This window comes from Nonomuraea sp. NPDC048826 (assembly GCF_043198225.1).
Taxonomy (GTDB): domain Bacteria; phylum Actinomycetota; class Actinomycetes; order Streptosporangiales; family Streptosporangiaceae; genus Nonomuraea.
In genome coordinates, this window is the sequence record NZ_JBICUQ010000012.1 from 198,028 (window position 1) to 223,237 (window position 25,210).

Annotated in this window: 23 protein-coding genes; 8 read left to right on the forward strand and 15 right to left on the reverse strand. The window is 72.8% G+C overall.

The window, feature by feature from the left end:
* Positions 1 to 65: 65 nt before the first annotated feature.
* Positions 66 to 377 (reverse strand): hypothetical protein, encoded by a 312-nt coding sequence (locus tag ACGFI7_RS37360; protein ID WP_393413216.1) that lies wholly within the window; start codon positions 375 to 377, stop codon positions 66 to 68.
* A 54-nt stretch (positions 378 to 431) separates the two neighbouring features.
* The gene (locus ACGFI7_RS37365; RefSeq protein ID WP_393413218.1) at positions 432 to 746 is read right to left on the reverse strand and encodes a hypothetical protein; all 315 of its coding nucleotides are present in this window, start codon (positions 744 to 746) and stop codon (positions 432 to 434) included.
* 214 nt (positions 747 to 960) lie between these two features.
* On the opposite strand from ACGFI7_RS37365, the gene ACGFI7_RS37370 reads away from it, so the two are divergent.
* The gene (locus ACGFI7_RS37370) at positions 961 to 3,837 is read left to right on the forward strand and encodes a BTAD domain-containing putative transcriptional regulator (RefSeq protein WP_393413219.1); all 2,877 of its coding nucleotides are present in this window, start codon (positions 961 to 963) and stop codon (positions 3,835 to 3,837) included.
* 160 nt (positions 3,838 to 3,997) lie between these two features.
* Here the strand turns inward: ACGFI7_RS37370 and ACGFI7_RS37375 are convergent, their stop codons facing one another.
* Both ACGFI7_RS37375 and ACGFI7_RS37380 read right to left on the reverse strand, forming a co-directional pair.
* The gene (locus tag ACGFI7_RS37375) at positions 3,998 to 4,795 is read right to left on the reverse strand and encodes a hypothetical protein (RefSeq protein ID WP_393413221.1); all 798 of its coding nucleotides are present in this window, start codon (positions 4,793 to 4,795) and stop codon (positions 3,998 to 4,000) included.
* Positions 4,796 to 4,868: 73 nt separating this feature from the next.
* Entirely contained in the window at positions 4,869 to 5,795 is a 927-nt protein-coding gene (locus ACGFI7_RS37380) for an AraC family transcriptional regulator (RefSeq protein WP_393413224.1), read from the reverse strand.
* 103 nt (positions 5,796 to 5,898) lie between these two features.
* Between ACGFI7_RS37380 and ACGFI7_RS37385 the strand changes: the two genes are divergently transcribed.
* Positions 5,899 to 6,894, forward strand: a complete 996-nt coding sequence (locus tag ACGFI7_RS37385; protein WP_393413226.1) for a zinc-dependent alcohol dehydrogenase family protein — start codon at positions 5,899 to 5,901, stop codon at positions 6,892 to 6,894.
* 235 nt (positions 6,895 to 7,129) lie between these two features.
* On the opposite strand, the gene ACGFI7_RS37390 is transcribed toward ACGFI7_RS37385, so the two are convergent.
* The gene (locus ACGFI7_RS37390) at positions 7,130 to 8,530 is read right to left on the reverse strand and encodes a PLP-dependent aminotransferase family protein (RefSeq protein ID WP_393413228.1); all 1,401 of its coding nucleotides are present in this window, start codon (positions 8,528 to 8,530) and stop codon (positions 7,130 to 7,132) included.
* Between ACGFI7_RS37390 and ACGFI7_RS37395 the strand changes: the two genes are divergently transcribed.
* A complete protein-coding gene (locus ACGFI7_RS37395) occupies positions 8,529 to 9,749 on the forward strand; it encodes an aminotransferase class V-fold PLP-dependent enzyme (protein ID WP_393413230.1) in 1,221 nt (406 codons plus the stop codon). The genes ACGFI7_RS37390 and ACGFI7_RS37395 overlap by 2 nt on opposite strands.
* Positions 9,750 to 9,755: 6 nt before the next feature.
* Here ACGFI7_RS37395 and ACGFI7_RS37400 read toward each other — a convergent pair whose 3' ends face one another.
* Positions 9,756 to 11,189 carry a PLP-dependent aminotransferase family protein gene (locus ACGFI7_RS37400; protein WP_393413232.1) on the reverse strand — a complete coding sequence of 478 codons (1,434 nt, stop codon included), beginning with the start codon at positions 11,187 to 11,189 and terminating at the stop codon, positions 9,756 to 9,758.
* Between the two features lie 82 nt (positions 11,190 to 11,271).
* On the opposite strand from ACGFI7_RS37400, the gene ACGFI7_RS37405 reads away from it, so the two are divergent.
* The gene (locus tag ACGFI7_RS37405) at positions 11,272 to 12,033 is read left to right on the forward strand and encodes a metallophosphoesterase (RefSeq protein WP_393413234.1); all 762 of its coding nucleotides are present in this window, start codon (positions 11,272 to 11,274) and stop codon (positions 12,031 to 12,033) included.
* 5 nt (positions 12,034 to 12,038) lie between these two features.
* Here the strand turns inward: ACGFI7_RS37405 and ACGFI7_RS37410 are convergent, their stop codons facing one another.
* Positions 12,039 to 12,734 carry an MBL fold metallo-hydrolase gene (locus ACGFI7_RS37410; protein WP_393413236.1) on the reverse strand — a complete coding sequence of 232 codons (696 nt, stop codon included), beginning with the start codon at positions 12,732 to 12,734 and terminating at the stop codon, positions 12,039 to 12,041.
* A gap of 92 nt (positions 12,735 to 12,826) precedes the next feature.
* On the opposite strand from ACGFI7_RS37410, the gene ACGFI7_RS37415 reads away from it, so the two are divergent.
* Positions 12,827 to 13,771: a LysR family transcriptional regulator gene (locus tag ACGFI7_RS37415; protein ID WP_393413238.1), complete on the forward strand. Its 945-nt coding sequence runs from the start codon at positions 12,827 to 12,829 to the stop codon at positions 13,769 to 13,771.
* Between the two features lie 135 nt (positions 13,772 to 13,906).
* Here the strand turns inward: ACGFI7_RS37415 and ACGFI7_RS37420 are convergent, their stop codons facing one another.
* Both ACGFI7_RS37420 and ACGFI7_RS37425 read right to left on the reverse strand, forming a co-directional pair.
* Entirely contained in the window at positions 13,907 to 14,560 is a 654-nt protein-coding gene (locus ACGFI7_RS37420) for a cation transporter (protein WP_393413240.1), read from the reverse strand.
* On the reverse strand, positions 14,557 to 14,922 hold the full coding sequence (locus ACGFI7_RS37425; RefSeq protein ID WP_393413242.1) for an ArsR/SmtB family transcription factor: 366 nt from the start codon (positions 14,920 to 14,922) through the stop codon (positions 14,557 to 14,559). The genes ACGFI7_RS37420 and ACGFI7_RS37425 overlap by 4 nt, the downstream gene beginning before the upstream one ends.
* Between ACGFI7_RS37425 and ACGFI7_RS37430 the strand changes: the two genes are divergently transcribed.
* The gene (locus ACGFI7_RS37430) at positions 14,889 to 15,188 is read left to right on the forward strand and encodes a hypothetical protein (RefSeq protein WP_393413244.1); all 300 of its coding nucleotides are present in this window, start codon (positions 14,889 to 14,891) and stop codon (positions 15,186 to 15,188) included. The two genes, ACGFI7_RS37425 and ACGFI7_RS37430, sit on opposite strands and share 34 nt — an antisense overlap.
* Before the next feature lie 24 nt (positions 15,189 to 15,212).
* Here ACGFI7_RS37430 and ACGFI7_RS37435 read toward each other — a convergent pair whose 3' ends face one another.
* Complete coding sequence (locus tag ACGFI7_RS37435; protein WP_393413246.1) at positions 15,213 to 15,890, reverse strand: winged helix-turn-helix transcriptional regulator; 678 nt, start codon at positions 15,888 to 15,890, stop codon at positions 15,213 to 15,215.
* A gap of 165 nt (positions 15,891 to 16,055) precedes the next feature.
* Between ACGFI7_RS37435 and ACGFI7_RS37440 the strand changes: the two genes are divergently transcribed.
* Positions 16,056 to 16,868 carry an SDR family NAD(P)-dependent oxidoreductase gene (locus ACGFI7_RS37440; protein WP_393413248.1) on the forward strand — a complete coding sequence of 271 codons (813 nt, stop codon included), beginning with the start codon at positions 16,056 to 16,058 and terminating at the stop codon, positions 16,866 to 16,868.
* A 242-nt stretch (positions 16,869 to 17,110) separates the two neighbouring features.
* Here the strand turns inward: ACGFI7_RS37440 and ACGFI7_RS37445 are convergent, their stop codons facing one another.
* From ACGFI7_RS37445 to ACGFI7_RS37460, 4 genes are all read right to left on the reverse strand, one after another.
* Positions 17,111 to 17,464: a VOC family protein gene (locus tag ACGFI7_RS37445; RefSeq protein WP_393413250.1), complete on the reverse strand. Its 354-nt coding sequence runs from the start codon at positions 17,462 to 17,464 to the stop codon at positions 17,111 to 17,113.
* A gap of 49 nt (positions 17,465 to 17,513) precedes the next feature.
* Positions 17,514 to 18,044, reverse strand: a complete 531-nt coding sequence (locus ACGFI7_RS37450; RefSeq protein WP_393413252.1) for an SRPBCC domain-containing protein — start codon at positions 18,042 to 18,044, stop codon at positions 17,514 to 17,516.
* A 105-nt stretch (positions 18,045 to 18,149) separates the two neighbouring features.
* Positions 18,150 to 18,551: a hypothetical protein gene (locus tag ACGFI7_RS37455; RefSeq protein WP_393413254.1), complete on the reverse strand. Its 402-nt coding sequence runs from the start codon at positions 18,549 to 18,551 to the stop codon at positions 18,150 to 18,152.
* Positions 18,552 to 18,710: 159 nt separating this feature from the next.
* Positions 18,711 to 20,219 (reverse strand): hypothetical protein, encoded by a 1,509-nt coding sequence (locus ACGFI7_RS37460; protein WP_393413256.1) that lies wholly within the window; start codon positions 20,217 to 20,219, stop codon positions 18,711 to 18,713.
* 247 nt (positions 20,220 to 20,466) lie between these two features.
* Between ACGFI7_RS37460 and ACGFI7_RS37465 the strand changes: the two genes are divergently transcribed.
* Positions 20,467 to 21,471: a hypothetical protein gene (locus ACGFI7_RS37465; protein WP_393413258.1), complete on the forward strand. Its 1,005-nt coding sequence runs from the start codon at positions 20,467 to 20,469 to the stop codon at positions 21,469 to 21,471.
* Between the two features lie 153 nt (positions 21,472 to 21,624).
* On the opposite strand, the gene ACGFI7_RS37470 is transcribed toward ACGFI7_RS37465, so the two are convergent.
* Positions 21,625 to 25,173, reverse strand: a complete 3,549-nt coding sequence (locus ACGFI7_RS37470) for an ALF repeat-containing protein (RefSeq protein WP_393413260.1) — start codon at positions 25,171 to 25,173, stop codon at positions 21,625 to 21,627.
* Positions 25,174 to 25,210 lie beyond the last annotated feature (37 nt).

Consider the following 25,210-nt stretch of genomic DNA (forward strand, 5'->3'; position numbering starts at 1 on the left):
GAGTTCTTCCGGTCGGGATGACGCTCCGCGCCCAAGACCCCAGGGCGCGGAGCGTCAGACTCGAATTACCTGAAGCGAAGGTGGCCTTGCCGCAACTCTTCGCCGAACTGGCAGCTCACGGTGGACGGCTGGCCGCCCGGAGACCGCCACTGTCCGTACCGGAGCGTGGGGATGGAGCTGCCCGGCTCGTAGCACCGGGCCACCGCCTGGTACTCCCCCGTTCCGGTCTGGCAGTACGCGGACACGGTCTTCAGGCTGGTCGTCACCTGACAGCCGCTGGGCTGGGCGTGCGCGGCCGTCGCGGGCAGGGCCATGGCACCGGCCACGATCCCGCCGATCGCGACGGCCCGCAGGGCCCGCCCGACCTTCGTCCTCATATCTCTCCTCTCATGGACGGCACCCCGACGGGCGCCGTGCCGTACGCGATCCGACTAGGAGAGGATGTAGCCGCCGCCACCCACCTCTTCGGTGCTCTGGCAGTTGACGGTGGAGGGCGTGCCGCCGGGCGAGCGCCACTGGCCCCACCTGATCGTGTACTTGCTCGTACCGATCCTGTAGCAGCGGACCCACGCCTGGTAGGTGCCGGTGCCCTTGCCGCAGAAGGCCCACCAGCCGTTGTGGCCGTACGCCGTGCTGCTGCAGTTGTAGGGCGTGGCATGCGCGGCCGTCGTCGGCAGGGCCATGGTGCCGGCCATGACCCCGCCGATCGCGGCCGCCTGCAGCACCCGCTTGAGTTTCGAACCCATGCGTCTCCTCTCACAGACGGCGCCGTCAGGCCACCGTCCACAAACCGCCCAGATCCGGTTAAAGCCACAACCATCAGCTTTTAGGTCGTCCTGTGCGGTTTAGGTTGACATGATCCGAACAATAAACAGGGCACTTTATACAGCGACTTGCCATTCGCTTATGGATACGCTTGCCCGGAAATCAAGATCTTGCTGACGCTGCGGGGGGCAGGCGTTGCGGTTCGGCATCCTCGGTCCTGTCGAGGTGGCGACGGATCATGGACCGGGGTCGATCGCCCGGCCCAGGCATCGGGCGCTGCTCGCCTATCTGCTGCTCCACCCCGACCAGGTGGTGACGCCCGGCCAGCTCATCGAGGCGATGTGGGGTGGCGCCGAGCCGAGTTCGGCGCGTTCCCAGATCCACGTCGCGCTGTCGGAGCTGCGGCGTGCCCTGCGGGAGCGGGGGCTGGACGGCGTGATCGCGACCAGGCCCGGCGGATACCTGCTGGTCCGGAGGGACGACGACCTGGACGCCGACGTGTTCGGCCGCCACGTCGAGGCGGCGGGGGAGCTGCGCCGGCGCGGCCAGCCGGAGGAATCCGTCCGGAGACTGCGCACCGCGCTCGGGCTGTGGCGCGGTCACGCCCTGGCCGACATCAGGGCGGCGTACGCGCACGCGGCCCGGCAGGCGCTGCACGAGCGGCGGCTGAGCGCGCACGAGTCGCTCGCCGACACCGAGCTCGCGCTCGGCCGCCACGACACCCTGCTCCCGGAGCTGAGCAAGCTCGTCGAGGAACACCCGCTGCGCGAGCGCCTGGTCTGCCAGCTGATGCTCGCCCAGTATCGGGCCGGCATGCAGGCCGAAGCCCTGCTGACGGCCCGGCGCCTGCGCAACCGGCTGGTCGAGGAGCAGGGGCTCGATCCCAGCGCCCGGTTCTCGGCGCTGGAGAACGCCGTTCTCAACGCCGACCCGGCCCTCGACCTGCCGGCCCCGGCTGTGACGGTCTCGGCGTCACCCGTCGGCGCCGCGCCGGCCCAGCTGCCCCTGGACGTGCGGGGGTTCACCGGCCGGGACCGCGAGCTCGCCGAACTCGACCTCATGACGGAGGCGCGGGACACGCCGCCCGTGGTGCTGGTCGTGGGCAGCCCCGGCGTCGGCAAGACCGCGCTGGCCGTCCACTGGGCCCACCGGCACCGTGACCGGTTCCCGGACGGGCAGCTCTATGCGAACCTGCGGGGGTTCGACCAGGATCGAGCGCCGTCGAGGCCCTACGACATCCTGCGGCGCTTCCTGTCCGCTCTGGGGGTGGAGCCGGGCGCCGTTCCCGAGGACGTGGACGAGGCCGCTGCCCTGTTCCGGTCGCTGCTCGCCCGGCGCCGCATGCTGCTCGTGCTGGACAACGCCCACGGCGCCGACCAGGTACGGCCGCTGCTGCCCGGCTCGGCGGACTGCGCCGTCCTGGTGACCAGCCGCAACCGGTTACGCGCGCTGGTGGCCCGCGAAGGCGCCCGTCCGCTCCCGCTCGGCCCGCTCACCGAGGACGAGGCCGCCGACCTGCTCCGCGCCGCCCTGGCCGAGAAGGCCGCCATGACCGGCGAAGCCCCGCACCCCGAAGCGGACGCCGCGACCGAACAGGTGGCCCTGCGGTGCGCGTACCTGCCGCTGGCGCTGCGCCTGGCCGCGGCGCAACTGATCGGCCAGCGGCACCTGACGGTCGCCGACTACGCCCGGCAGCTGACGACCGGCGACACGCTGGCCGTGCTCGACGAACACGGCGACCTGGACGGGGCGGTCAGCGCCGCGTTCCGTCTCTCGTACCAGGCACTCCCCGCCGAGACGCGGCGTCTGTTCCGGATGCTGAGCCTGGTGCCCGGACAGGACTTCGGGCCGGCCGCGGCGGCCGCCCTGCTCGGCGTCACGCTCGCCGAGGTGCGCCCCCGGCTCGAGGAACTGTGCATCGGCCACCTGGTCGGCGAACATCGTCCCGGCCGGTACACGATGCACGACCTGCTGCGCAGCTACGCCGTCCGCGCCTTGGAGGCGGACGAGCCGGAGGCCGCCCGGGAGGTGGCGGCCCGGCGCCTGGTCGACTTCTACGCCGAGACCGTCTACGAGGCCTACCCGTTGCTGCAGCCCCGCCGGCCGGCCGGCGAGCGGGAGATCGTCCATCCCCCGCGTGAGCGCCCCGCCTTCGCCGACAGGACATCAGCGCTGGACTGGCACGACCAGGAGCTGGAGAACCTGGCCGGAGTCGTCGCTCTGGCCGGCGCGCGCGGCTGGCATCGCCGGGCGTGGCAGTCGACCGCCGACCTGCTCGCCTACTTCATCATCCGGCGACGCTGGCCGGAGTGGCTGTGCGTGCTCCGCACGGGCCTGCGGTCGGCCGAGCTGAGCGGCGACCCCGAGGCCATGGCGCACATGCGGAACGCCCTCGGGGTGGTCCACAAGCAGCTGGGCGAATACGACGCGGCGCGCGAACACTACAAGCTGGCGATCGACCTGGCCGCGGAGGCGGGCAACCCGCGCATGATCGCCGCCTTCAACGCCAACCTCGGCGGCCTCGCCATCAACGAGGGCGACCTGGAGGCCGGCCTGCGCCACCTGCGGATCGCCCTGTCCATCCCGGAATACGGGCAAAGTCCTCAGTACGCCGTCGCGGCCCACATCAACCTGGGCTGCGCGCTCATCGACTCGGAACGGTATCCGGAGGCGGCCGACGCGCTGCGGCAGGCCCTCACGTTCGCCGAGGCCGTCGACGACACGCAACAGGCCTGCTACGCCCACCACAACCTGGCCGAGATCGCCTTACGTGAGGGCGACCGGCCCGCGGCCCTCCGCCACGCCGAGCACCAGCTGCGGCTCGCCGAAGAGCTCGGCGACCCGCTGCGGAGAGCCTCCGCCCACGACAGCCTCGCCTCCGCCCTGGTCCACGAGGATCCGGACACCGCCCGCGCCCAGTGGCACGTGGCGCGGCGCATCTACCGGAAGCTCGATCACCGCATCGCCGACGTCCTCGACGGGTGGCTCGCGACGCTCGACACGCTGAGCGACCCGGCCGAACTGGCCGCGGCCGACGAGTCCCGCCGCCGCCACTGCCGCCGTCTCATCTGAGCATCGTCGACAACGGCCGGGACTCCGTAGCGAGGCGGACGCGGTCGGTCATCGCCTTCACCGTCGCCGGAGGCCGGATCACCGGCGTCCACATCGTGGTGGACCCGGCCAAGCTCGTCTCGATCCGGCTGCCCGCCCCGGACTGAGCCGGGTGTCGTCCTCAGGACGGCTCGACGGCCGCCGGTCGGCGGCGTGGGGCGGCGAGGTCGTGGGCGGAGCGGGCCAGCCAGATCATGATCAGGACGCTCGAGACCACGCCCAGCGCCTCGACAGCGCTTCCCTCGTCCATGAACGGCATGGCCGCCAGGATCAGCAGAATCGGCACCACCAGGCCGGCGACGCCGTACGCGACGGTCGCCCTCCCCCAGCGGCCGTCGTGCGCCTGGGCCCACAGGACCAGCACCGTCCAGGCCAGGGCGGCCAGGGCGCAGATCGACTCCGCCCCGCTCGGGACCCGCCAGCCGACGAGGTCGAATATGCCGAGAACGGCGAACCCGCCGTACCCGAGCACCCCCGCACCCCTCGCGTACTCCCGGTCGCCGCCCAGCACCCGCATGAACAGCAACACCACCACCCACATCACCGCGCTGTCGAGCACCGAGGCCACCGCCCAGATGCCGGGCGGGACGAGGTGGAGCAGCCACACCGTGGCCGTCGCGACGTAGAGGGCCACGCGCAACCGCAGAGTGTTCCGGTCCTGCTGGGACGGGGTCCCGGCCGACGGCACGCGCAGGATCTGCCAGATTCCCCAGACCCAGGCCAGCCCGGCCAGGACCAGGAGGAGTACGTTCTGCCCGGTCGCCGCGACGCCTTCGGCCCCGCCCGCGAACAGTGTCAGCCACCGCAACGGGCCGAGATCCCCGGAGAACAGGGCGATGGCGACGGCGACCGTCAGCGCGGCGCCGTACAGGCCGGTGACGAGCGGGGCGGGCAGGGCTGAACGGTGACGGGATAACACGGGGCGCTTCCTGGGGGGCTCAGTCGTGGGTACGGACGCCTCACCCTACAAGTGATCAAGGGAAGTGGCGCCCTCACCCGGGCTTGCCGTCGTGTTCTCTGCGGTACCGGCCGGGCGACACCCCGAACTCCCGCTTGAACGCCTTGGCGAAGGCGAACTCCGAGGAGTAGCCGCCGCGTTCGGCGACGACGCGCAGCGGGGCGTCGCTGGTGGTCAGCAGCCGGCCGGCCACCGTCATGCGCCACCAGGTCAGGTAGGCAAGGGGCGGCTGGCCCACGACCGTGGTGAACCGACGGGCGAAGGCCGCGCGTGACAGGCCGGCGCGCGCGCCGAGTTCCTCGACGGTCCAGGGGCGGGCGGGATCGCGGTGGAGTGCGTGCAGCGCGTCGGCGATCGCCGGGTCGGCCAGCGCCGCGGCCCATCCGGTGGCCGCCTGCCCGCCGTGCTCGTCCAGCCAGGCGCGCAGGATGTAGAGCAGCAGCGAGTCGAGCAGCGCCGGCACCAGCGCGTCGGAGCCCGGCCCCGGCCGCTCCAGCTCGGCGCCCAGCAGATCCACGGCGGCCCGCAGCGCGGGGTGCGTGCCGATCCTGGCCGGCAGGTGGACGACGTCGGGGAGGCCGGTGAGCAGCGGGTGTGCCCGCGCCCGGCTGAGCCGGTAGGCGCCGCACAGCAGGAGCGTGGCCGGGCCCGTGCCCTGCGGCGCCTCCTCGGTCAGCACCCAGGTCCCGTCCTGGTCCTGGATGACGTCGACCAGCGGCGTCGCGGGATCGTCCGCGATCGCGTGCCCGAGCCCGTGCGCGAGGAACACCACGTCGCCGGGGGCGAGCGGGATTGGCTCCCGCCCGGGCGGCAGGAGCCAGCAGGAGCCCTGCAGGACGATGTGGCAGCCGGCCCCGTCGGAAGGGGCGAACCGCATGCCCCACGGCGCCGCGTTGAGCGTGCGCGAGGAATGGGGGACGCCGGTGCGCATGGCGGTGATGGCATCGCTGAGGACGTCCATGCGGTCGATCATAGTCGGACATCCATCAGCTAAGACGATCAGACAGAAAGGAGAGATCCTGTGACATGGAGCGTCTCGTACGCCGATCGATAGCGTCCTTCCCATGGCGATCCACGCGCGAACGGTGCGCTTTCATGAACTCGGCGGCCCCGACGTCCTGAAGATCGAGGACGTGCGACTCGACGCCCCGGGCCCCGGTGAGGTCCGGGTCCGGGTCGAGGCCATCGGGCTCAACCGTGCCGAGGCTCTCTTCCGCGCCGGCACCTACTACTACCAGCCCACTCTTCCCGGCTCCCGGCTCGGCTTCGAAGCGGCGGGCACGGTGGAGAAGGTCGGCCCGGAGGTCACGGGCTTCGCGCCGGGCGACGCGGTCAGCATCATCAGCGATCAGGAAATGTCACGCCACGGGGTCTACGCAGACCGCGTCAACGTCCCGGCCCGGTCCCTCCTCCCCCGGCCCGCGCCGGTCGACGCGATCACCGGCGCCGCCGTGTGGACCACGTACCTGACCGCCTACGGCGCCCTGGCGGAAGTGGGCCGCGCGAACCCCGGCGACAGCGTCGTCATCACCGCCGCGTCCAGCGGCGTCGGGCTGGCGGCCATCCAGATCGCCAACCACCTCGGCGCCGTCCCCGTCGCCGTCACCCGGACCGCCGCCAAGTCCACGCGACTGCTTGAGGCCGGCGCCGCCCACGTCATCGCCGCCGACGAGGGCGACCTCGTCAGCCGGGTGCACGCCGTCACCGGCGGCGAGGGGGCGAGGATCGTCTTCGACGCCGTCGGAGGTCCCGGCCTGAGCGAGCTCGCCGAGACCGTGGCGGCCGGCGGCCTGCTGGTCGTCTACGGCTGGCTCGACCCGCGACCGGCGCCTCTGCCCATGAACTGGCCCATCACCGTCCACGGCTTCAACGTGGGTTCCATCACGGCCGACCCCGACCGGATGAGCCGCGCCCGGGCCTTCATCGAGGCGGGACTCCGCGCCGGCACGCTGAAGCCCGCCGTAGACCGTACGTTCGATCTGGCGGACATCGCGGAGGCGCACCGCTACCTGGAATCGAACACCCAGGTCGGCAAGGTCGTCGTCACCGTCCAGCACTGAAGGCCGGGACCGGCGACGAGGGATCGACGCGTCCATGAGCCTGACGGCATCCCGTCCGATCGGCTGGATTGGACGGTTGATCCGCACGCCCGGGCACACCCATGAGGACATCACGACCCTCGTCGGCACGTCCTCCGGTGTCGTGGCCCGCACGGTCCCGCGTTCTCGCCGACCCCCGAGACGCCCCGCTGACGGCAGCGGGCTCGAACGGTCCCGCGCACGCGTACAGGCTGCGTCAAGGCGCGGCCGCCGAGCGGAGCAGGCGGACGCCCTCGGCCAGCTCCGCCGGACGGGCCGCGGCCGCGAAGCTGAGCCGCAGGTACGCGCCGGGGGCCTCCGCCGGGAAGAACCGGTGTCCGGCGTCGACGGTGACACCGCGGGCGCGGGCCGCCGCGGCGACGGCGGAGTCGTCGGTTCCGGGGGGCAGGCGGATCCACTGGTGCAGGCCGCCCGCCGGAAGCCGGGTGGGCCGCCAGCCGGGGAGGTCCCGGGCGAGTGCGTCCGCCAGCACGGCGCTCCGCTCGTACAGGGAGGTCGAGAGGGTCTGCAGGTGGCGGCCCCACGCGGGGGCGCTGAGCAGGTCGACGGCGGCTTCCTGGAGGGGGCGGGCGACGAAGAAGTCGTCCACGTAGCGCATGCCCTGCAGCCTGCGCATCACCGGGCCGCGGGCGACGACGGCGCCGATGCGCAGGCTGGGCGAGGCGGGTTTGGTGAGCGAGGTGAGGTGGACCACCGTGCCGTGGCGGTCTTCGGCGACCAGGGGCGGGGGCAGCGGGCGGCCGTGTCCGAGGTGGCGGGCGAAGTCGTCCTCGATGAGGAAGGCTCCGGCGGCGTGGGCGACGTCGCGGATGTGGGCGCGTCGTTCGGGCGCCAGCACCGTGCCGGTCGGGTTGTGGAAGGTGGGCTGACAGTACAGCAGCCGTGCGCCGGTCATGGCGAAGGCGTCGGCGAGCAGGTCGAGGCGGACGCCTTCGTCGTCCATGGGGACCGGGACCGGCCGCAGCCCGGCGGCGCGGGCCGCGGTCAGGGCGCCCGGGTAGGTGGGCGACTCCATCAGGACCGGGCTGCCGGGTGCGACGATCGCCCGGAACAGCATGGACAGCCCGCTCTGGCCGCCGCCGGTGATCAGCACGTCCTGCGGGGTGACGTCGGAACCGATCTGCCTGGCGAAGATCGTCCGGAGGGACTCCAGGCCGGCGGTGGGCGCGCGATGCCAGGCGTCGGGCCGACGTGCCGCCCGGGACAGGGCGGCGCTCAGGGCCCGGGTGGGCTGGAGGGATCCGTGCAGGTAGCCGCCCGACATGGCGATCCCCTGGGCCGGGAGAGGCTGCGCGGCTTCGATGGCGTTGGCCGTGTCATAGTCGCGTCCGGCCAGCGCGACGGCCTGCCAGGAGGTGTCGGCGACCTCGTCGCCCGGCTCGCGGCGGCGCGGCGCGACGAAGGTGCCGGAGCCGGGCCGGGTCACCACGAGCCCTTCGGCGGCCAGCGTCGCGATGGCGCGCGACACCGTCCCCGGGCCGACCCGGTGCCTCTCGGTCAGCTCGCGGCTGCTCGGCAGCCGATCGCCGGGGGTCAGCCCGGCCACCAGCGTCCGCAGGTTGGCCGCCAACTCCTCAGAAGTGCTACCGTCGTACATGAGAGATGACAGTAGCACTTCTGAGATCAGCCGGGAATCACTACTGGCCCTGCGGGCCGACACCCCGGGCGTCGCGAACGTCGTGCACTTCAACAACGCCGGCTGCGGCCTCGCGCCGGCCTCGGTGCTGACCGCGATGCTCGACCATCTGCGGCTGGAAGCGGAGATCGGCGGCTACGAGGCGGCAGCCGCCCGGGCCGAGCAGGTCCGGGGCTTCTACGACGAGGTGGCCGCCCTGATCAACTGCGGCCCCGGCAACATCGCCTTCGCCGGCAGTGCCACCCACGCCTACACCACCGCGCTGTCGGCGATCCCCTTCCAGCCGGGCGATGTCATCCTGACCACCCGCAACGACTTCATCTCCAACCAGATCGCCTTCCTGTCGCTGCGCAAGCGACACGGCGTGCGCGTGGTCCACGCCCCCGACGTCCCGGAGGGCGGAGTGGACGTGGACGCCATGGCCGCGCTCATGCGGGAGCACCGGCCCCGGCTGGTCGCCGCCACCCACATCCCCACCAACTCCGGCCTCGTCCAGCCGGTCGCCGAGATCGGCCGGCACTGCCGCGAGCTGGACCTGCTCTACCTGGTCGACGCCTGCCAGTCGCTCGGCCAGTACCCGATCGACGTCCACGAGATCGGCTGTGACCTGCTCACCTCCACCTGCCGCAAGTTCCTGCGCGGGCCGCGCGGCACCGGCTTCCTCTACGTCGCCGACCGCGTCCTGCGCGCCGGGTACGAGCCGCTGTTCATCGACATGTACGGCGCGCGCTGGGTGGCGCGGGACCGCTACGAACCGGTGGAGACGGCCGCCCGCTTCGAGGACTGGGAGTTCCCCTACGCCGCCCTGCTGGGCTGCGCCGAGGCCGCGCGCTACGCCCGGGGCGTCGGCCTCGACGCCATCGCCGGCCGCACTCCCGCGCTGGCGGCGCGGCTGCGCCGGTCGCTGGCCGAGGTGCCGGGGGTGCGCGTGCTCGACCGGGGAGCCGAGCTGGGCGCGCTGGTCACCTTCGCCGTCGACGGGTGGCAGGCCCAGCCGTTCAAGGCCGCCATGGACGCCCGGAAGATCAACTCGGCGCTCAGCTTCCGCGAGTTCGCCCAGTACGACTTCGGTGACAAGGACGTGGACTGGTGCCTGCGCCTGTCCCCGCATTACTACAACACCGAGGAGGAGGTGGACGAGGTCGCCGCCGCTGTCGCGGAGCTCGCGGAGGCGCGCTGACCGCCTTCACCCGAGGTCGACCCGCCCGGCGCAGTCCGCCAGGGCGTCGGCCAGGGCGTCGAGCGCGCTCGGGTAGGCGCGTTCGGACGGGGCCGCGTACCCGGCGAGCAAGCCCGCCGACGGCGGCGGGTCGTGCCAGAGCGGCGCCGCGCCACGGAGGGCGACGCCCCGGCGCCGGCACGCGGCCAGCACGTCGGCCTCCGCGGGACCGTACTCGGGGAGCAGGAGTAGCGCGCGCAGCCCGGCCGCCACGCCCGGCGCGGTGAGGCCGGGGAGCGGGCCGCCGGAGCCGGTGAGCCGGGCGACCAGGAGCTCCCGCCGTCGGCGGTACCGCAGGCGGGCGGCGCGGATGTGCCGTTCGTAGTCGTGCGTCTCGATCATCCTGGCCAGGGTGAGCTGGCCGATGACCTCGGTGTGGGCGTCGGCGTACAGCTTGGCCTCGGTGACCCGGCCGATCAGCGCGGGCGGCACGGCCATCCAGGCCAGGCGGAGGGCGGGGGCGAGCGATTCGGAGGTGGTGCCGACGTAGACGACGTGGTCGGGCGCGGCGCCCTGGAGCGCGCCCACCGGCTGGCGGTCGTACCGGAACTCGCCGTCGTAGTCGTCCTCGACCACCGGTCGCCCGTGCCGGCCCGCCCACTCACAGAAGGCGCGGCGGCGGTGGGGGTGGAGAGGCACGCCGGTCGGGTACTGGTGGGCCGGCGTGACCACGGCGGCCGCGGTCCCCGGCGGGAGCGTTTCCGGGCGGGCGCCCAGCGCGTCCACCGGCAGGGGTGCGATCGAACGGCCGGAGCGGCGGACGACCTCCCGGTAGAAGTCGTGGCCCGGGTCCTCCATCGCGATCGGCCCCCCGGGGAGTACGGCGGCGAGGAGGTTGAGCGCCTGCGCGAAGCCCGTCGTCACCACGATCAGGTCCGGCGTGGTGCGCACCCCGCGGGTCCGGCCCAGATATCCGGCCAGCGCGGCCCGCAGCTCCATCCGGCCGCGAGGGTCGCAGGGGCCGAGGACGTCGGCGGGCGCCGTCGTGAACACGTGCCGGGTCGCGCGCAGCCACGCCCGTACGGGGAAGGCGGACACGTCCGGCCGCCCCGGCCGCAGGTCGTGCACGGACCCGCCGTCCGCGTCGGCAGGCCCCAGGGCGGGTGCGGCGGCCCGCCCTGGGGGGCGTGGCACGGGCGTGGCGGCGACCTCGGTCGCGGCACCCGGGCGGGTGGTGAGGTAGCCTTCCTCGGCCAGCTGGTCGTAGGCGGCGATCACCGTGCCCCGCGCCAGCCCCAGCTCGGCGGCCAGGGCGCGGGACGACGGCAGCCGGGCGCCGCGCGGCAGCCGCCCGTCCCTGATCGCCCGGCGCAGCGCCTCCTCCAGCCCCCGCCGCCGCCCGCTCCCTGCGGAAATCTCCAGGTGCAGGTCCACTCCGTGACCGGTCCAATTTTTCGGCACAGAACCGGATCTTACGATTGGTCCGGTCCCCCGGCATCGTGTGCTGCGAGAGCCACATGGACGGGGAAGGAACCTGCCGCACATGATTGTGATCGCCCATCTGAGCGACATCCACATCGGCGCCACCGCCGCGAGCGCGGGCCGGGCCGAGGCGGTGATGCGCTATCTCGACGCGCTGCCGGGCGACCTCGACGCGGTGCTCGTCACCGGCGACATCGCCGACCACGGCGCCGCGGACGAGTACGGAACGGCGCGCAAGCTGCTGACCTCGCGCCACCCCGTCCTGGTCGGGCCGGGCAACCACGACGTGCGCGAGGAGTTCCGCCGGGTGCTGCTCGGCGATCCGGCCCCGGGGCCCGGCCCGGTCAACCAGGTCCACCGCACGGCCGCCGCCGTGTACGCGATGTGCGACTCCTCCATCCCGGGCCAGGACTCCGGCGACCTGGACGACGAGACGATCGCCTGGCTGGCGGGGGTCCTGGACGACAGCGCGGGCCTGCCGGTCTTCGTGGCCTTCCACCACCCGCCGGTCCCGCTGCACAGCCCGGTCGTCGACCCCATCATGCTCCGGCCCGACGAGCGCCTGGCCGGGCTGGTCGGCCGGCACCCGAACGTGGCCGCCGTCCTCGTCGGCCACGCGCACACGGCGGCCGCCACGACGTTCGCCGGGCGTCCGCTGCTGGTGGCACCTGGGGTGGTCTCCACGCTGCTGCTGCCGTGGGAGGGCGGCGTGTCGATGGACGACTGCGTCGACTTCGGACTGCCGCCGGTGCTGGCCTTCCACGTCCTGGCCGGCGACGGCCGGCTGACCACGCACTACCGGGTCGTGCCGTACCCCGGCTGAGCCGGTCAGCCGATGCCGGCGGCGACCGCGGGAAGCGCCAGGTGGGCATCCTTGACGGGCTCGCCGTGGCCGACGCAGGCCAGCTCAGCGCCGAGGGCCGCGAGCCGGTGGAAGGAGCGCAGCATCTCCTCGCGGTCCAGGTTGAACACCCCGGGCATGACCTGCCCGCCCACGTGGGCCACGGTGTCCCCGGTGAAGAGCACCCCCGGTCCCGGGAGATGGACGGCGATGCTGCCGTCCGTGTGCCCCGGGGTGGCGATCACCCGGGCCCCGCCGCCGAAGTCGATCAGATCGCCGTCCTCCAGCTCGCGGTCGACGCGGCACGGCGGCGCCGGGGGCAGCAGATGGGCGCCGAGCCGGCGGTGCAGGGCGCGTTCCTCGTCGGTGAAGTTCGGCGGCGGGGCCGGCACCTCACCCCGGAGCACCGGCGCCTCCCGCCGGTGAGCCATCACGACGACGTCTCCCCACGAGCTGATCTCGGCCGCGCCGCCGGCGTGGTCCTCGTGGAAATGCGTGAGAACCACCTGGCGTACGTCACCCGTACGGAAACCCAGCCTCTTGACGGCCTCGGCGATCTCGGCGCCGGAGGTGGCGATCCCGGTGTCGATGAGCGTGAGCGCCCCGGCGTCGTTCCACAGGTACGCCTGACCGAATCCGAGCATCAGCAGGTGCAGGTCGGCGCGGATCTCCACGATGTCCATGGTTCACCAGCAAACCGGCACTTCAGCGGCGATGTCCAACAGCGATTTCTGCACAATTGACAACGCCTGGTTGTCTATCCAGGCTTCCGTCCATGGACGCCGACATCCAGGGCATGCGGGCGTTCGCCGTGGCCGCCGAGGAGCTGCATTTCGGCCGGGCCGGCGAACGGCTGTTCATCAGCCAGCAGGCGCTGTCGAAGCGCATCCGGCGGCTGGAGACCGCCCTGGGCACGCCGCTGTTCGAGCGCACCACCCGGACCGTGGAGCTCACCGCCGCCGGTCACCGGTTCCTGCCGCCGGCGCTGGAGGCCCTGGCGGCCTTCGACCGGGCCGTCGCGGCGATCCGGACGAGCGGGGACCCGCTGCGCGTGGACGTCTACGACGAGCGGTTCACTCCTCTACGGCTGCTCAGGGAGGCGAGCGAGCGTGAGCCGGGGCTGCGGGTCGAGCTCAGCATGCGGCAAGGGCTCGCGGTGGCGATCCCGGCGGTACGGCGGCGGGAGATCGACGCGGCGTTCGGGCGGGTGCACGACCTGCCGTGGCCGTGGCCGCCCGAACTCGCCCGCCGCCTGGTGCATGTCGAACCCCTGCACGCGTTCCTCCCGGAAGACCACCTGCTCGCGGACAGGAGCGAGCTGCGCCCCGCCGACCTGCGCGAGTGGGGCATCTCGATGCCGGACCCGGCGGGCGCCGCGGAATGGCGCGGCTACCTCAGGCGGCTCGCCGACCGCCTCGGCGTCCCGCTGCGCTTCACCGATCCGGCCATCGGCCTGCGCCACCTGGTGGAGCAGTTCCACCGCGAGAAGAAGGCCGTAGGACTGGGCGAGATGAGCATCGACGCCGGCGGGAGCGGCCTGCGCCGGGTCCCGATCGTCGATCCGACACCGCTGCTGCCCTGGTCCGTCGTGTGGCACCGCCGGAACACGCGCCCGATGCTCCAGACCCTGATCCGCCGCCTGCGCACCGCCACTCTGCCGTCGCCGTCCGATCCGCGGCACTGGGTGCCGGACGTCGACTTCCACCCGCTGGAGCCCTGACCCGGCGGACCTCTGGCCACGCGCCTTCCTCCGTGCTGCTGGTTCCCTCTTGTAACCGACAGCATCATCGGACCCTGGGGACAGGCGTGGAAGACGGCACTTTCAAGTCCCTCGGTTACCGCGCGAATACCGGCGTCACCGGTTCAGGCGGTCCGCATCGGCGCAGCAGGTGTCCCCGCGCCAGGCTTCACGGCCTTCCTTGACCGCCACGGCCGCGATCACCAGGGCGGCGATCGGGTCGGCCCACGACCAGCCGAACAGGCTGTTCAGCGCCAGCCCCACCAGGAGCACACCGGACAGGTACGTGCACAGCAGGGTCTGCTCGGAGTCGGCGACCGCGGACACGGAACCGAGCTCGCGACCGGCGCGGCGCTGCGCGTACGACAGGAACGGCATGATCACCAGCGAGAGAGCGGCCAGGACCAGGCCGGGCGTGGAGTGCTCGGCCTCGGCGGCGCCGAGCAGCGCGCGTACGGCGTCGAAGGCGACATAGGCGGCCAGCGCGAAGAACGAGATCGCGATGACGCGCAGTGCGGCCTTCTCCCGCTTCTCGTGGGCGGGAGTGGAGAACTGCCAGGCGACCGCGGCGGCGGAGGCGACCTCGACGACGGAGTCGAGGCCGAACCCGATGAGGGCGGCGGAGGATGCGATGGCGCCGGCGGTGATGGCGACGGCCGCCTCGATCACGTTGTAGGCGATGGTCGCCGCGACCAGCAGGCGGATGCGGTGCCGCAGCGCGGCGCGCCGGGCCGGGGCGGGGCCGAGGCCGGGCAGGCCGACCGCGCTCATGCCACCACCCCGCCGTCTTGAGGAGTGGCGGGGCAGAGCGTGACCGGGCGGCCGGTGGCGGCCAGCAGGTGTTCGGCGGAGGCGAGCAGGTCCATCAGCTCGGGCCGGGTCAGGCTGTAGAAGGACTGGCGGCCTTCGGCCCGGTAGTCGACCAGACCGCAGCCGCGCAGGCAGGCCAGATGCTTGGAGACGGTGGACTGGGCCAGGCCGAGTTCGGCGACGAGGTCGACCACCCGGGCCTCGCCGTGGGCCAGGCGTTGCACGATGCGCAGCCGGTTCTCGTCGGCCAGGGAGTGGAACAGCGCGGCCGCGGGAGGAACCCCGGCGGATGCTGAGACACGCCCCCGCGCACCTGGCGCCACGACTGCAGGCCGACGCCGCCCGGCTCCCGCTGGCCACCGGGTCGATCGCCGCCGCCGTCCTGGTCGACGCGCTGCTGTTCCCCGCCGAGATCACCCGGGTGCTGACCGCCGGCGGCGTGCTGATCTGGGCCAACCAGCTGAGCGCCGACGGGCCGCTGTTCCTGGACACGCCCACCGTCATCGCCGCGCTCGGCGGCGCCTGGGACGCGATCCAGGCCGAGGCCGGCTGGGGCAGCTGGACCGTGCTGCGCCGCGCCGGCGCGTGAGCGGCCGGACGAGTCCGTCAGGAGCTACGCCCGGCCAGCCGGCTGGACCTCCTCGGAAGGCCACGGGTCGGTGACCGCGCGGAGCAGCCGGCCGATGGCCGACAGATCTCCCACGACGGCGACGCCGCCGTCCTCGCACGCGGACGCGAGTGCGCCGGGGTCGGTCAACAGGGCGCTGAACGTCCTGGCATCCGTACGGAGCGAGACGTCCGCCGTCGCGGTCTCACCGGGGCTCACCTCAACCTGTCCGGACGCCAGGCGGACCGTCCACACCCGGCCGTCGAGCTCGAGACGGCAACTCATGGGCGGCGCCGCGGGGTCGGGGCGAGCGGCACGTCGCAGGAAGATCAGCACAGAGGTGGCGCTGAGCGCGGCCGGCGGCGGGGGCTGCGGCGCGTCCATCCCCCAGTCGCTCAGAGCCATCAGGACCGTTTCCAGCTTCCGGCCCCGCTCGGTCAGCTCGTAGCCCCGGGGGCCCTCAGCCGGCTCCGGACTGCGGCGGATCACCCCGTTCTGTTCGAGCTCTCGGAGCCGGTCCGCGAGCAGGTTGGAGCTGACATGGGGCAGAGCGCGCCGCAGCTCCGAGAAGCGTTGCGGCACCAGGAGCAGTTCGCGGACGACCAGCAGGGCCCACCGCTCGCCGACGACGTCGAGGGCGCGGGCGATGGCGCATGAGTCCCGATAGCTGCGGCTGGTTGGCATGATCCTCCTCCTCCCCTCCGATCCTAATCCACAATAAATTCTGGTTGTTTATTTCAACCATGTCTGGTTAGGCTTTAGAACACTTGGTCGGACACGGCGCCACATCGCGTTGATCACCATCCCGGTGGCCTCGACACCCGACAATCGATCACCTGGAGAACACCGATGAGTAATCTGCTGCTCGACGGCAAGAACGCCGTGATCTACGGAGGCGGGGGCGCCATCGGCGGCGCCGTCGCACGGGTCTTCGCCCGGGAAGGCGCGCGGGTCTTCATCGCCGGACGGACGCGGGCCAAGCTCGACGCCGTGGCGCGTGACATCGCCGCCGCGGGCGGGAAGGCCGAGACCGCCGTCGTCGACGTTCTCGACCCGTACGCGGTCGAGAAGCACGCCGACGCGGTCGCGGCGACGGCCGGCGGCATCGACATCGCGCTCAACGCCGTCAGCGTCATGCACGACCAGGGGACTCCGCTGGCGGACCTCTCGCTGGAGGAGTTCATGCGGCCGATCGACGGCTTTCTGCGCACGCTGTTCATCACCAGCAAGGCCGTGGCCCGGCACATGGGCCGCGAGCGTCCCGGCGTCATCCTGACGTTGTCCGAGCCGGGCTCAAAACTGGCCATCGGCGGCATCCTGGGGCACAGCGTGAGCGCGGCCGGCAAGGAGGCCTTCACCCGGACTCTCGCCGCCGAGCTCGCGCCCGGCGGCGTCCGGGTCATCGGCATCCGCCCGCACGCCGTCGTCGACGCGCCGGCCGCGGGCTCCTACACCGCGGACCTCTTCGAGCAGACGGCGGCAGCGTCCGGGCAGTCGGTGCAGGATCTGCTCGAAGGCGGCGGAATGGCCCAGGGCACGCTGCTCAAGAGGCTGCCCACGCTGTCCGAGATAGCGGAGACGGCCGCGTTCCTGGCCTCGGACCGATCCGGAGTCATGACCGGAACCATCGCCAACCTGTCCGGCGGCGCGCTGGTCGACTGACGATCGTGACGACCGCGTGACGTGCGGGTGCGCGTCACGCGGTCATCCGTACGCGCGGATGACGCGGCCCGCGTCGCCGCCTTCGACGCAGATAGTGGCCGACGAGCTCGTCCATCGGCACCGGACGCCTGCCGGGCCGCTGATGGCGCCGCCGCCGGGTGACGCGCGGCCATGGGTGACCGTTGTTCGTGCTCCGCCGGAGAGCCGCGAAGCTCCTGCGGATGCCGGGCCTCGTACCGGTTCTATGTGTCCTGCTTGAACTGGACGATCTGGAGGTAGTTCCCGTCGGGGTCGAGGAACGTCCCGAATCGGCCTGCGGGGCGGTCCGCGACGGCGGTGAGCCATTCGACGCCCGCCGCCCGCAGCCTCGCCTCCGCGGCGTCGAAGTCGTCGACGTGGAAGTTGAGGATCATACGTCCGGGTTCGCCGTTCTTCGCGGCGACGTCGTCACGCTGGTCGATGACCAGGTGGAAGCCGCCGAAGTCGATCGGGCCCTCGCCCTCCTGCTCCGGCGCGAGCGTGTTGCGGTACCAGTCGCGTAGCTTCACCGGGTCGGTGGTGCCGATGAGGATGCTGCCGGGGCTCAACGTGGTCATGATGTCTCTCCTGGTGTCAGGCGGGGATGGAAGCGGTGATGGAGCCGTCTCAGGCGACCGCCGACTCCGTACGGACGGCGCGGGCGGCGGTGGCGGCCTGCTGATGGACGGGGATGTCCCCGTCCTCCTTCGGGTTGGGCTGTCCCTTGCCGGTGTTGATCAGGTTGCGCAGGCTGCCGTCGATGTAGCCGCCCCAGGCGTTGGAGCACACCTCGTAGCACTCGTACTGCGGGACCAGGCCCACGTGGGTGAAACGGACCTCGGCGCCGCCGTCCTTGCCGGTGATCTCGAAGACGACGTCGGTGCCCTTCCACTCGTTCTGGTCGGCGATGAAGTTGAAGTGGTTGTCCAGGATCCGCCAGACGACCTTGCGATCCGGTACGAGCTCCGTGATCTGGACCGTGCAGCGGTGGACGTCCTTGAAGTGGTGGTAGAAGACGGCGCCGGCCCGGTCAGTGGTGCCCTTGACGTCTTCCGACCACCAGCCGCGAACGTCGGTGACCGCCTCGAACGCTTCCCGGGGGGTCTTGTCGACCGTGAAGGTGGTGGTGAAGTGCTTCTGCTGCGTCGCTTGCATCATGCAAGTAACCCTAGAGGTATCGCTTTCATGATGCAAGTGAAATCGGCAAGGTCGTGCGCATGCGGGAAAGAGCCGCAGCGTTCTCCATGGCGCGGGTTCACGCCGTCAGGGGCTGAAGTGCTGTGACGCGTACGAGCGCCAGGGGCGGTACCGGTCCACCTCACGGATCGGGACGCCCGGCAGGGCCGCGTCGGGATCGCGGAGGGTGCGCATCCGGATTAGGGCGGCGGCGCGCTCCGAGACCCCCGGCAGGCCGAGGAGCTGTCCAGGGTCGGCTTCCGAGTCGATCTCGACGCCGCCGGAGCCGGCCTCCGCCAGCGCCTCAGCCCTGCGGAAGGTACGTGACACCTCGCCCACGGGTACGGCCAACGGCTTGCCGTACCGGCTGACCAGCTCGGTCAGGCGCGCGGGACCGAGCACCTCACGGGCCGGCAACTCGGCCGGATCCACCGCGCTGGTGACACCGTTGCTCGCGGCGGGCGCGCTCCTTCCGGCCGCGCCGGCCATGGCAGGTCTCGCGCTCGGGCCCGCTCTCGGGCTGCTGCTGGCCGGGGATCGTCCTGCCGACCAAGACGGTGCTCGGTCAGACCGCTCCGCGACGGCCGATGAGGCCCGGCTCCGCGACGGCGATGCTCGCTTCCAGACCGGCGAGCAGCACGGTCCGCGCTAGGGAACGCGGGTGGCGTCGGAACGCTGAGGCGCGGATGCCCGCTGATGCTCGCGGGCGAAGAGCGCGCCGAGAGCTGCGGCGATCAGGGGAAGACCACCCACGACAGCCGTGATCGCCGGCCAGGGCGTCTCGAACGGCACCCGCACCGGCGCCTCCCAGGTGGTGCGCATCGTCAGCGGCCACAGCAGCGACATCCCGGCGGAACACCCGATGACGGCGCCCAGGACGGTTCCGAACAGGGCGCTCAGGCCGGCGCGGGCGGCGCAGAACCACCGGAAGGCCGAGGCCGATCCACCGCCGGCCCGTCTCATGACCCGCGCCTGGCGCGCGTTGGCGGTTCGGCCGAAGCCGGGCGTCAGCGCGCACCCGAGAGCGACGAGGAACGCCGCCCCAGCGACGGGCACCCACCCGGTGGAGGCGACGAAGCCCCGTTCGACGCGGACCTCCGCGACCGCATCGTCCAGCCGATCGTCGAGGCGCTGCTGCTCCCGGACCGTGACCCGATGAAGGGCGGGGTCGACGATCAGCTCAGTCGGTTCGAGCTGATAGCCGAGATCCCGGACCATCTTCGAGGGGACGAAGATCGTCTCCATATGGGGGTCGGAGGTCACGGCGACGATCGCCCGGACGGTCTTGCTCGCGCCGAGCTTCCCGTCGATCTCGTAGTGGATGGTCACCGAGTCGACCGCCACGTCGGCCGAGGTGATCACCACGGCGGTGCCCTCGTCGTACGGCGTCGACTGATCGCCCGTGAGGTAGCGCAGCAGTTTCTCGTCACCGATGGCCTGATCCCAGTAGACGGCCTCCTCCGGTAACTCGACGCTCTCCGCCGTGGCCTCGAAGTACCAGGACGAGTCCGCGAGAATCTCCCTCTGGGCGATCGGCACGCCGGGCAGTTCTCGCTCCATCGTTGCCCGAACGGTGGCCACGTCCACGGCCGAGAAAGGCCCCAGGTACGCAGGGCTTGGCCAGACCGATAAGCTGCCCGGCCTTCCACGGGCGGAATACTCGGCCCTGCTCTGCGCGGTTGTGCCGACCGCGATGATCGTCAGTGAGAGACCGGAGGCGGTCGCCATCATCGCCAGCGTGATCGCGAGCACCGCACGGGCCCGGCGGTCGGACAGGTCACGGACGGCGAGGCGGAGGGGTGACGGCAGGCGTTCCGAGAACGGGCCGAGGATCTCCAGCAGCCGTGAAGGCAGCGGGCCGAATCCGGTGGTGAGCAGGCCCGCACCGACGAGGGTGATCAGCAGGAACCCGATGAAATCGATTTCGCCGTAGCGGTGATCTTCACGCGCCCACCACGCTCCGAGCCCCATCAACAAGGCACCCGCCAACGACGTGAGACGTCCCAAGACGACGACTCGTCGGCTCGTGAACTCGTGGCGGTTGGGCGGGGCGGAGAGCAACGCCGCAGGAACGGCCCCCGCCGCAAGCATCAGGGGCAGAGCCACGAGTACGGCGAGCACCACTCCGACGGCGTAGAAAACAAGATCGAGAGGCATGGCGGAATCGTAGTGAGCCGGCACGGTGGCGGATACGCGATGCACCGCTCCCGCAACGGCTGCCGTGCCCGCTCGGTCCGCACGTTCGTGAAACCCGTTGATCGCCACTAACCGGGCAGGTACCGTCTCAACAGGAACACGAAAATGTGTTCGAAATCGTGGCTGGAGAACAGCGAACAGACAGGAGATGCCTATGTCATGGAGAGCCCTCAGTGTGTTAGCCGCCGGTCTTCTGCCGGCCGCTCTGATGGCCGCACCCACCGCCGCTGACGTCGACGCCGTCGTCGTGACCAAGCCGCTGGCCTCCGCGCAGGACGCTGCTGAGGTCGCCGCGTTCTGGCTCGGCGACGGCGGTGCCAACCTGGTCAACGCCGCCCCCTACACCGTGCGCGACGCTGTCAACCCGCCCCTCCCGGGCGCCGTCATCACGCCCAGCGGCAAGCCCGGCCGTCTCGCGCCGTCGCTTCCTTCCGACAGCGCTCCGACGCAACCCGACGGCCCGGCCACCTTGGGCAAGGTCTTCTTCATCGGCGCGGACGGGCAGCCACACTGGTGCACGGGCAGCGCCGTGAACTCGCAGTACCGCAACGTCGTGGCGACCGCGGCACAGTGCGCGTTCGACACGCAGACCTCCGGCGCCGCGCTCGACAAGTGGGTGTTCGTGCCCCGTTACACCGACGGCACCGCACCTCTGGGCCTGTACGTCGGCAAGCAGCTCTTCGGCCACTACGACTTCGACGTCTACCGCGACTTCGACCGCGGCTACGCCTTCGTCAACGTGTACGAGGGCGTCGTCCCCTCCGCCACGGGCGAGCTGACCGGCTACGGCAGGCTGGGCGACAACGTCGGCGGGCTGGGCCTGGCCTGGAACCAGCCGCTCGACTACTCGGTGAACGTCTTCGGCTACCCCGCGGGCCCGCACCCCGACGGCGTGCGGCCGTACAGCGGACAGAACCTCAAGATGACCGTGGGCAGCGTCACGACCACCGCCCACTCCCCCGTCCTGAAGGGCGAGCGATTGCTGCCCGTGCGCTCCTGGTTCACCGGGCACGGCGCCCAAGGCTCCTCCTGGCTGCTGAATTACGACGCGGCCAGCGCCAGAGGCTACTTGAACGGCCTGTCCGTCAGCGTCGCCGACGCCGACGGCAACCTGCGCTACGACACGGGCCTGTCCCCCTACTTCGACAACGAACTGCTGGCGGTCTACTCGGCCGCCCGCGTGGTCTGGACCGGCGCGGTCCCACCCGGGTGATCCCGGCGCCCTGAACAGGAACGGTCGCCGCGGGCTCACCTCGCGACGGCTGTTCCCTCTCCCCCTGGTGCGCGGGGGGATCTCCCGACGTTCTTCCCGGAAAGGTCATGGGACGGCGGCCCCGTGACGACCTGGTCGTCACGGGGCCGGGTCTCACCTGCCTGCCAGCGCGTTGCGCAGGTCGATGATCACGTTTTCCGCCGCCGCGCGGTCGCCCGGCGACGCGGTCGGATGGTTCTTCAGCCACTTCTCCAGCGCGTCGATGTAGTTCCTCGCCTTCTGCGTGTGGTGGGCGCCACCGACCGAGCCGCCGAACTTGAGCTCGAACCGGACGGCGGCCGCGGTGCTGCCGTTGCCGACGGTCGCGCCAGGCCGCCACAGCTCGTCGAACCACTTGGCGAGCTGGCTGTCGACCACGTACGGCTTGACCATCTCGGTCCGGAGGATGTTCTTGTACTCCTCGAAGAGCGCCCGGCTGGCGGCCAGGTTGTGCAGCGGCGGTCTGCGCCCGCCGACGCCGGGGAAGAGGCCGGGGCCGCCGAATTCGGCCATCGGCGCCATCGACACGTCGCGGAGCTCGTGGCGCAGGACGTTGCCGCAGGGGTCTCCGCCACGGTTGTTCTCGCCGGTGCAGTACGTCTTGAGCAGCACCGCGGCCCAGTCGTCCGCCTCTATCCCCGCCAGGTCGAAGAAGGCGCCGAAGTCGCCCAGCCACCTGTCGAAGTCGCTCGCCAGCTCGCCGCAGGAGTCGACGCCGAGATCGCCGGGCAGCTCGTAGCCGTTGAGATAGCAGGCGCCGTCGAAGACGACGAGCAGGGTTCCCCGCTCGTACGTCTCGAACGTGGTCAGGCCGCTCTCCGGGCCGGTCGGCGGCGGGGTGTTCGCCCGCAGTCGCTCCTCGTCCTCGGCGCGCTGCTTGGCCGCCGCGATGTTGAGCGCGTCCAGGGCGGCCTGTGCCGCTTCGGCGGCGTCGTCGCCGGCCTCCAGCGCCGACGCCCGGGCCCGCTCCGCGGACGCGTAGGCCGCGGCGGCGGACGCCTGCGCGCGGGCCGCGGCGGCGTCGGCCTGGGCCGCCGACCGGGCCGCCGCCTTCGCGTCCCGGGCGGCGGCGTTCGCCGCCTCGCGGGCCGTGCGCGCCGACGCCTCGGCCCGGTCGGCGGACTGGCGGGCCTCGACGGCGGCCTGGGCCGCCTGCCGGGCGAACGCCTCGGCCTGGTCAGCGGACGCGCGGGCCTGGTCCGCCCAGTACGCCGCCTCGTCCGCGGCCTGCTTGGCGATCGCCGCGACCCGGGCGGCCTCGGCGGCGTCCGTACGCGCCCGGGCCGCCGATTCGGCCGCCTCGCTCACGTACCTGCGGACGTTGGCGACGTGCAGCACGGTGTCGTGGTCGCGCTGGCGGGCCTTGAACAGCCCCGTCCGGAGGAACTCGCTCAGGTAGCGGCGCGGGCCGTTGAGGGCGGCCTGCGCGGCGGCGTCGACCTCGGCGCCGCCCGCCTCCATCGCGCGGGCGATCGCGACGCGGTCGTCCTGCTCGGCCGCGACGTGGCGCCCGGTGCGCAGAAATTGGTGCGCGTCGGCCGGGGTGCCGTTGAGCGCCGTCTGCGCCGCCGCGTCCGTCGCCGGGCCGCCGGTCTCCATGATTCTGGCGATGGCGATCCGGTCGTCCTGGATCTTGCCCTCGTACATGGGCAGCCGCAGGAACCGCACGACCTGCTGGTGCGTACCGGCCAGAGCCGCCGCGGCGGCCGCCTTCAGCGCCGGCTTGTCGCTGAGGTCGGCGAGCCGGACGACGCGGGAGCGGTCGTCGTGCTCGGCGGCGGTGGCGCGGGTGGCCTCCAGCCACTTACGGAGGTCGGCCGCCGAGCCGGCCAGCGCCGCCTCGGCGGCGGTCCTGGTCCAGGTGCCGCCGGCGGTCACGAGGCGCATGGCGGCCCGCCGGCCGTTGTCGAGCACGACCTCGGCGGGGGCGCCGGCGGCGGTGGCGGCCGCGAGGAGCCGCGCCGTCTCGGTGTCCACCCGGTCCTGTTCGGGCGCGTCCCAGGGGATCGCGGCCGGCAGTGCCTCCTCCTTCTCCTTCGCCGCGCGGGCTGCCGCGACCCGCACCTCGGTGTACGAGCGCAGTTGCTCCGCCTCGGCCGCCCGGGCGGTCGTCTCGGCGGTTTCCGCGACCTGGGCCGCCGCGGTGGCGGCAGCGGCGGCGACGGCCGCGTTCCTGGCGTGCTCCGCAGCGCGCCGGGCCGCCTCCGCCGCCTCCCCCGCGTGCGCGGCGGCCTCGTCGGCCGCGGCGGCTGCCGCCCTGGCGTGGGCCGCCGCGTCGCGGGCCCAGTGCTCCGCGTCCCGCGCCGCCGCCCTCGCCTGCCTGGCCAGGGACTCGGCGGCGTCGGCCGCCCGATCCGCCCGGGCAGCGTGGGCGCGTGCCTCGGCCGCGGCCTGCCTGGCCCTGGCGGCCTCGGCCGCGGCGACGTTGGCGTGGCCGCCGGCCTGCTCGGCCGCCGCCGCGGCCGCCTGCGCGTTGCCGACCGCGCTGCGGGCCGCGTCGACCGCCACGCTGACTTGGTCCACGGCCTCACCGGCGGCCTTCGCCGCGTCGGCCGCCTTCTCCGCGGCCGCCGCGACGGCGCGGGCCTGCTGTGCCGCCTGCCGGGCGGCATCGGCCTTGGTGGCGTCGGTCGCCGCGTTCGCCGCCGCCTGGTAGGCCCGCGCGGAGGCCTGGCCCGCGAGCACCGCGGCGGACGCGGCCCGCGACGCCGCGCTCGCCGCGACCCGGGCGGCGTTGCTGGCCGCCTGCGCCGCCCCGATCGCCTCCTGTGCCGCGGAGGCCGCGCGGCGGGCGGCGTCGGCGGCCCGGCCGGCCGCCTCGGTGGCCTTCTTGGCCGACGAGCCGGCCGCGGCCGTCTCCGCCGCGGCCCGTTCGGCCGCCTCCTTCGCCAGCCGGGCCGCGTTGACCGCGCGCTCGGCTTCCTCCTTCGCCGCCTGGGTCTCCTGGGCGGCCGTCACCTGCGCCAGCCGCGCGATCTCGGCGAACTGGGCGACGGTGGTGATCTCCTCGTCCCGCGCCCGCGCCACATGCCGGCCGTGGTCGAGGAACTCGCGGACGTCCTGCGGTGTGCCCTGGAGCGCGACCTGCGCGGCCCGGGTGACCTCGGGCCCGCCGGCGGCCATCAGCCGGGTCACCGCGATCCGGTCGTCCTGCTCCGCCGCGGTGTACCGCCCGTCCATCAGGAACTGGATGACGGCGTCGTCGCCGCTGTCCAGCGCGGCGCGCCCGGCCGCCTTCGTGGACGGGCCGCCGACCTCCATGAGGCCGGCGACACGGATCCGCCGGTCCTGCGTCATGATCGGCCGGTAGCCGGTCTCCAGGAGCTCCCGGAGCTGCTCAGGCGGGCCGGCCAGCGCCCTCTGCCCGGCCTGGACCATCGCCGGCCCGCTCACCTCCATGAGGTAGGCCGTCCGGACCCGGTCGTCCTGTACGCCCAGCTGGTGCCGGTCGGTTTCCAGGAACAGGCGGACGTCCTCGTCGGAGCCGAGGAGCGCGACCTGGGCCGCCCTGGCGACCCCGGGTCCCGCCGTCTTCATCAGCTCCAGCGCCCGCGCCCGCCCGTCCGCCGGTTCCGCCGCGTGCGCGGGAACGGCGATCCCTCCGGCCGCGAGCAGCGCTACCAGCAGATGCTTCGTACCAAGCCATGGTCGGGACGCCTTCACGACGCCCTCCTTCCGAACGTGTACCGAGTCGGATCCG

Coding starts and splice junctions, on each gene's coding strand:
- ACGFI7_RS37360 (WP_393413216.1), bottom strand. CDS start 377: ATGAGGACGAAGGTCGGGCGGGCCCTGCGGGCCGTCGCGATCGGCGGG.
- ACGFI7_RS37365 (WP_393413218.1), bottom strand. CDS start 746: ATGGGTTCGAAACTCAAGCGGGTGCTGCAGGCGGCCGCGATCGGCGGG.
- ACGFI7_RS37380 (WP_393413224.1), bottom strand. CDS start 5,795: ATGGACGTCCTCAGCGATGCCATCACCGCCATGCGCACCGGCGTCCCC.
- ACGFI7_RS37385 (WP_393413226.1), top strand. CDS start 5,899: ATGGCGATCCACGCGCGAACGGTGCGCTTTCATGAACTCGGCGGCCCC.
- ACGFI7_RS37395 (WP_393413230.1), top strand. CDS start 8,529: ATGAGAGATGACAGTAGCACTTCTGAGATCAGCCGGGAATCACTACTG.
- ACGFI7_RS37390 (WP_393413228.1), bottom strand. CDS start 8,530: ATGTACGACGGTAGCACTTCTGAGGAGTTGGCGGCCAACCTGCGGACG.
- ACGFI7_RS37405 (WP_393413234.1), top strand. CDS start 11,272: ATGATTGTGATCGCCCATCTGAGCGACATCCACATCGGCGCCACCGCC.
- ACGFI7_RS37410 (WP_393413236.1), bottom strand. CDS start 12,734: ATGGACATCGTGGAGATCCGCGCCGACCTGCACCTGCTGATGCTCGGA.
- ACGFI7_RS37415 (WP_393413238.1), top strand. CDS start 12,827: ATGGACGCCGACATCCAGGGCATGCGGGCGTTCGCCGTGGCCGCCGAG.
- ACGFI7_RS37420 (WP_393413240.1), bottom strand. CDS start 14,560: ATGAGCGCGGTCGGCCTGCCCGGCCTCGGCCCCGCCCCGGCCCGGCGC.
- ACGFI7_RS37430 (WP_393413244.1), top strand. CDS start 14,889: ATGCTGAGACACGCCCCCGCGCACCTGGCGCCACGACTGCAGGCCGAC.
- ACGFI7_RS37435 (WP_393413246.1), bottom strand. CDS start 15,890: ATGCCAACCAGCCGCAGCTATCGGGACTCATGCGCCATCGCCCGCGCC.
- ACGFI7_RS37440 (WP_393413248.1), top strand. CDS start 16,056: ATGAGTAATCTGCTGCTCGACGGCAAGAACGCCGTGATCTACGGAGGC.
- ACGFI7_RS37445 (WP_393413250.1), bottom strand. CDS start 17,464: ATGACCACGTTGAGCCCCGGCAGCATCCTCATCGGCACCACCGACCCG.
- ACGFI7_RS37450 (WP_393413252.1), bottom strand. CDS start 18,044: ATGATGCAAGCGACGCAGCAGAAGCACTTCACCACCACCTTCACGGTC.
- ACGFI7_RS37455 (WP_393413254.1), bottom strand. CDS start 18,551: ATGGCCGGCGCGGCCGGAAGGAGCGCGCCCGCCGCGAGCAACGGTGTC.
- ACGFI7_RS37460 (WP_393413256.1), bottom strand. CDS start 20,219: ATGCCTCTCGATCTTGTTTTCTACGCCGTCGGAGTGGTGCTCGCCGTA.
- ACGFI7_RS37465 (WP_393413258.1), top strand. CDS start 20,467: ATGGCCGCACCCACCGCCGCTGACGTCGACGCCGTCGTCGTGACCAAG.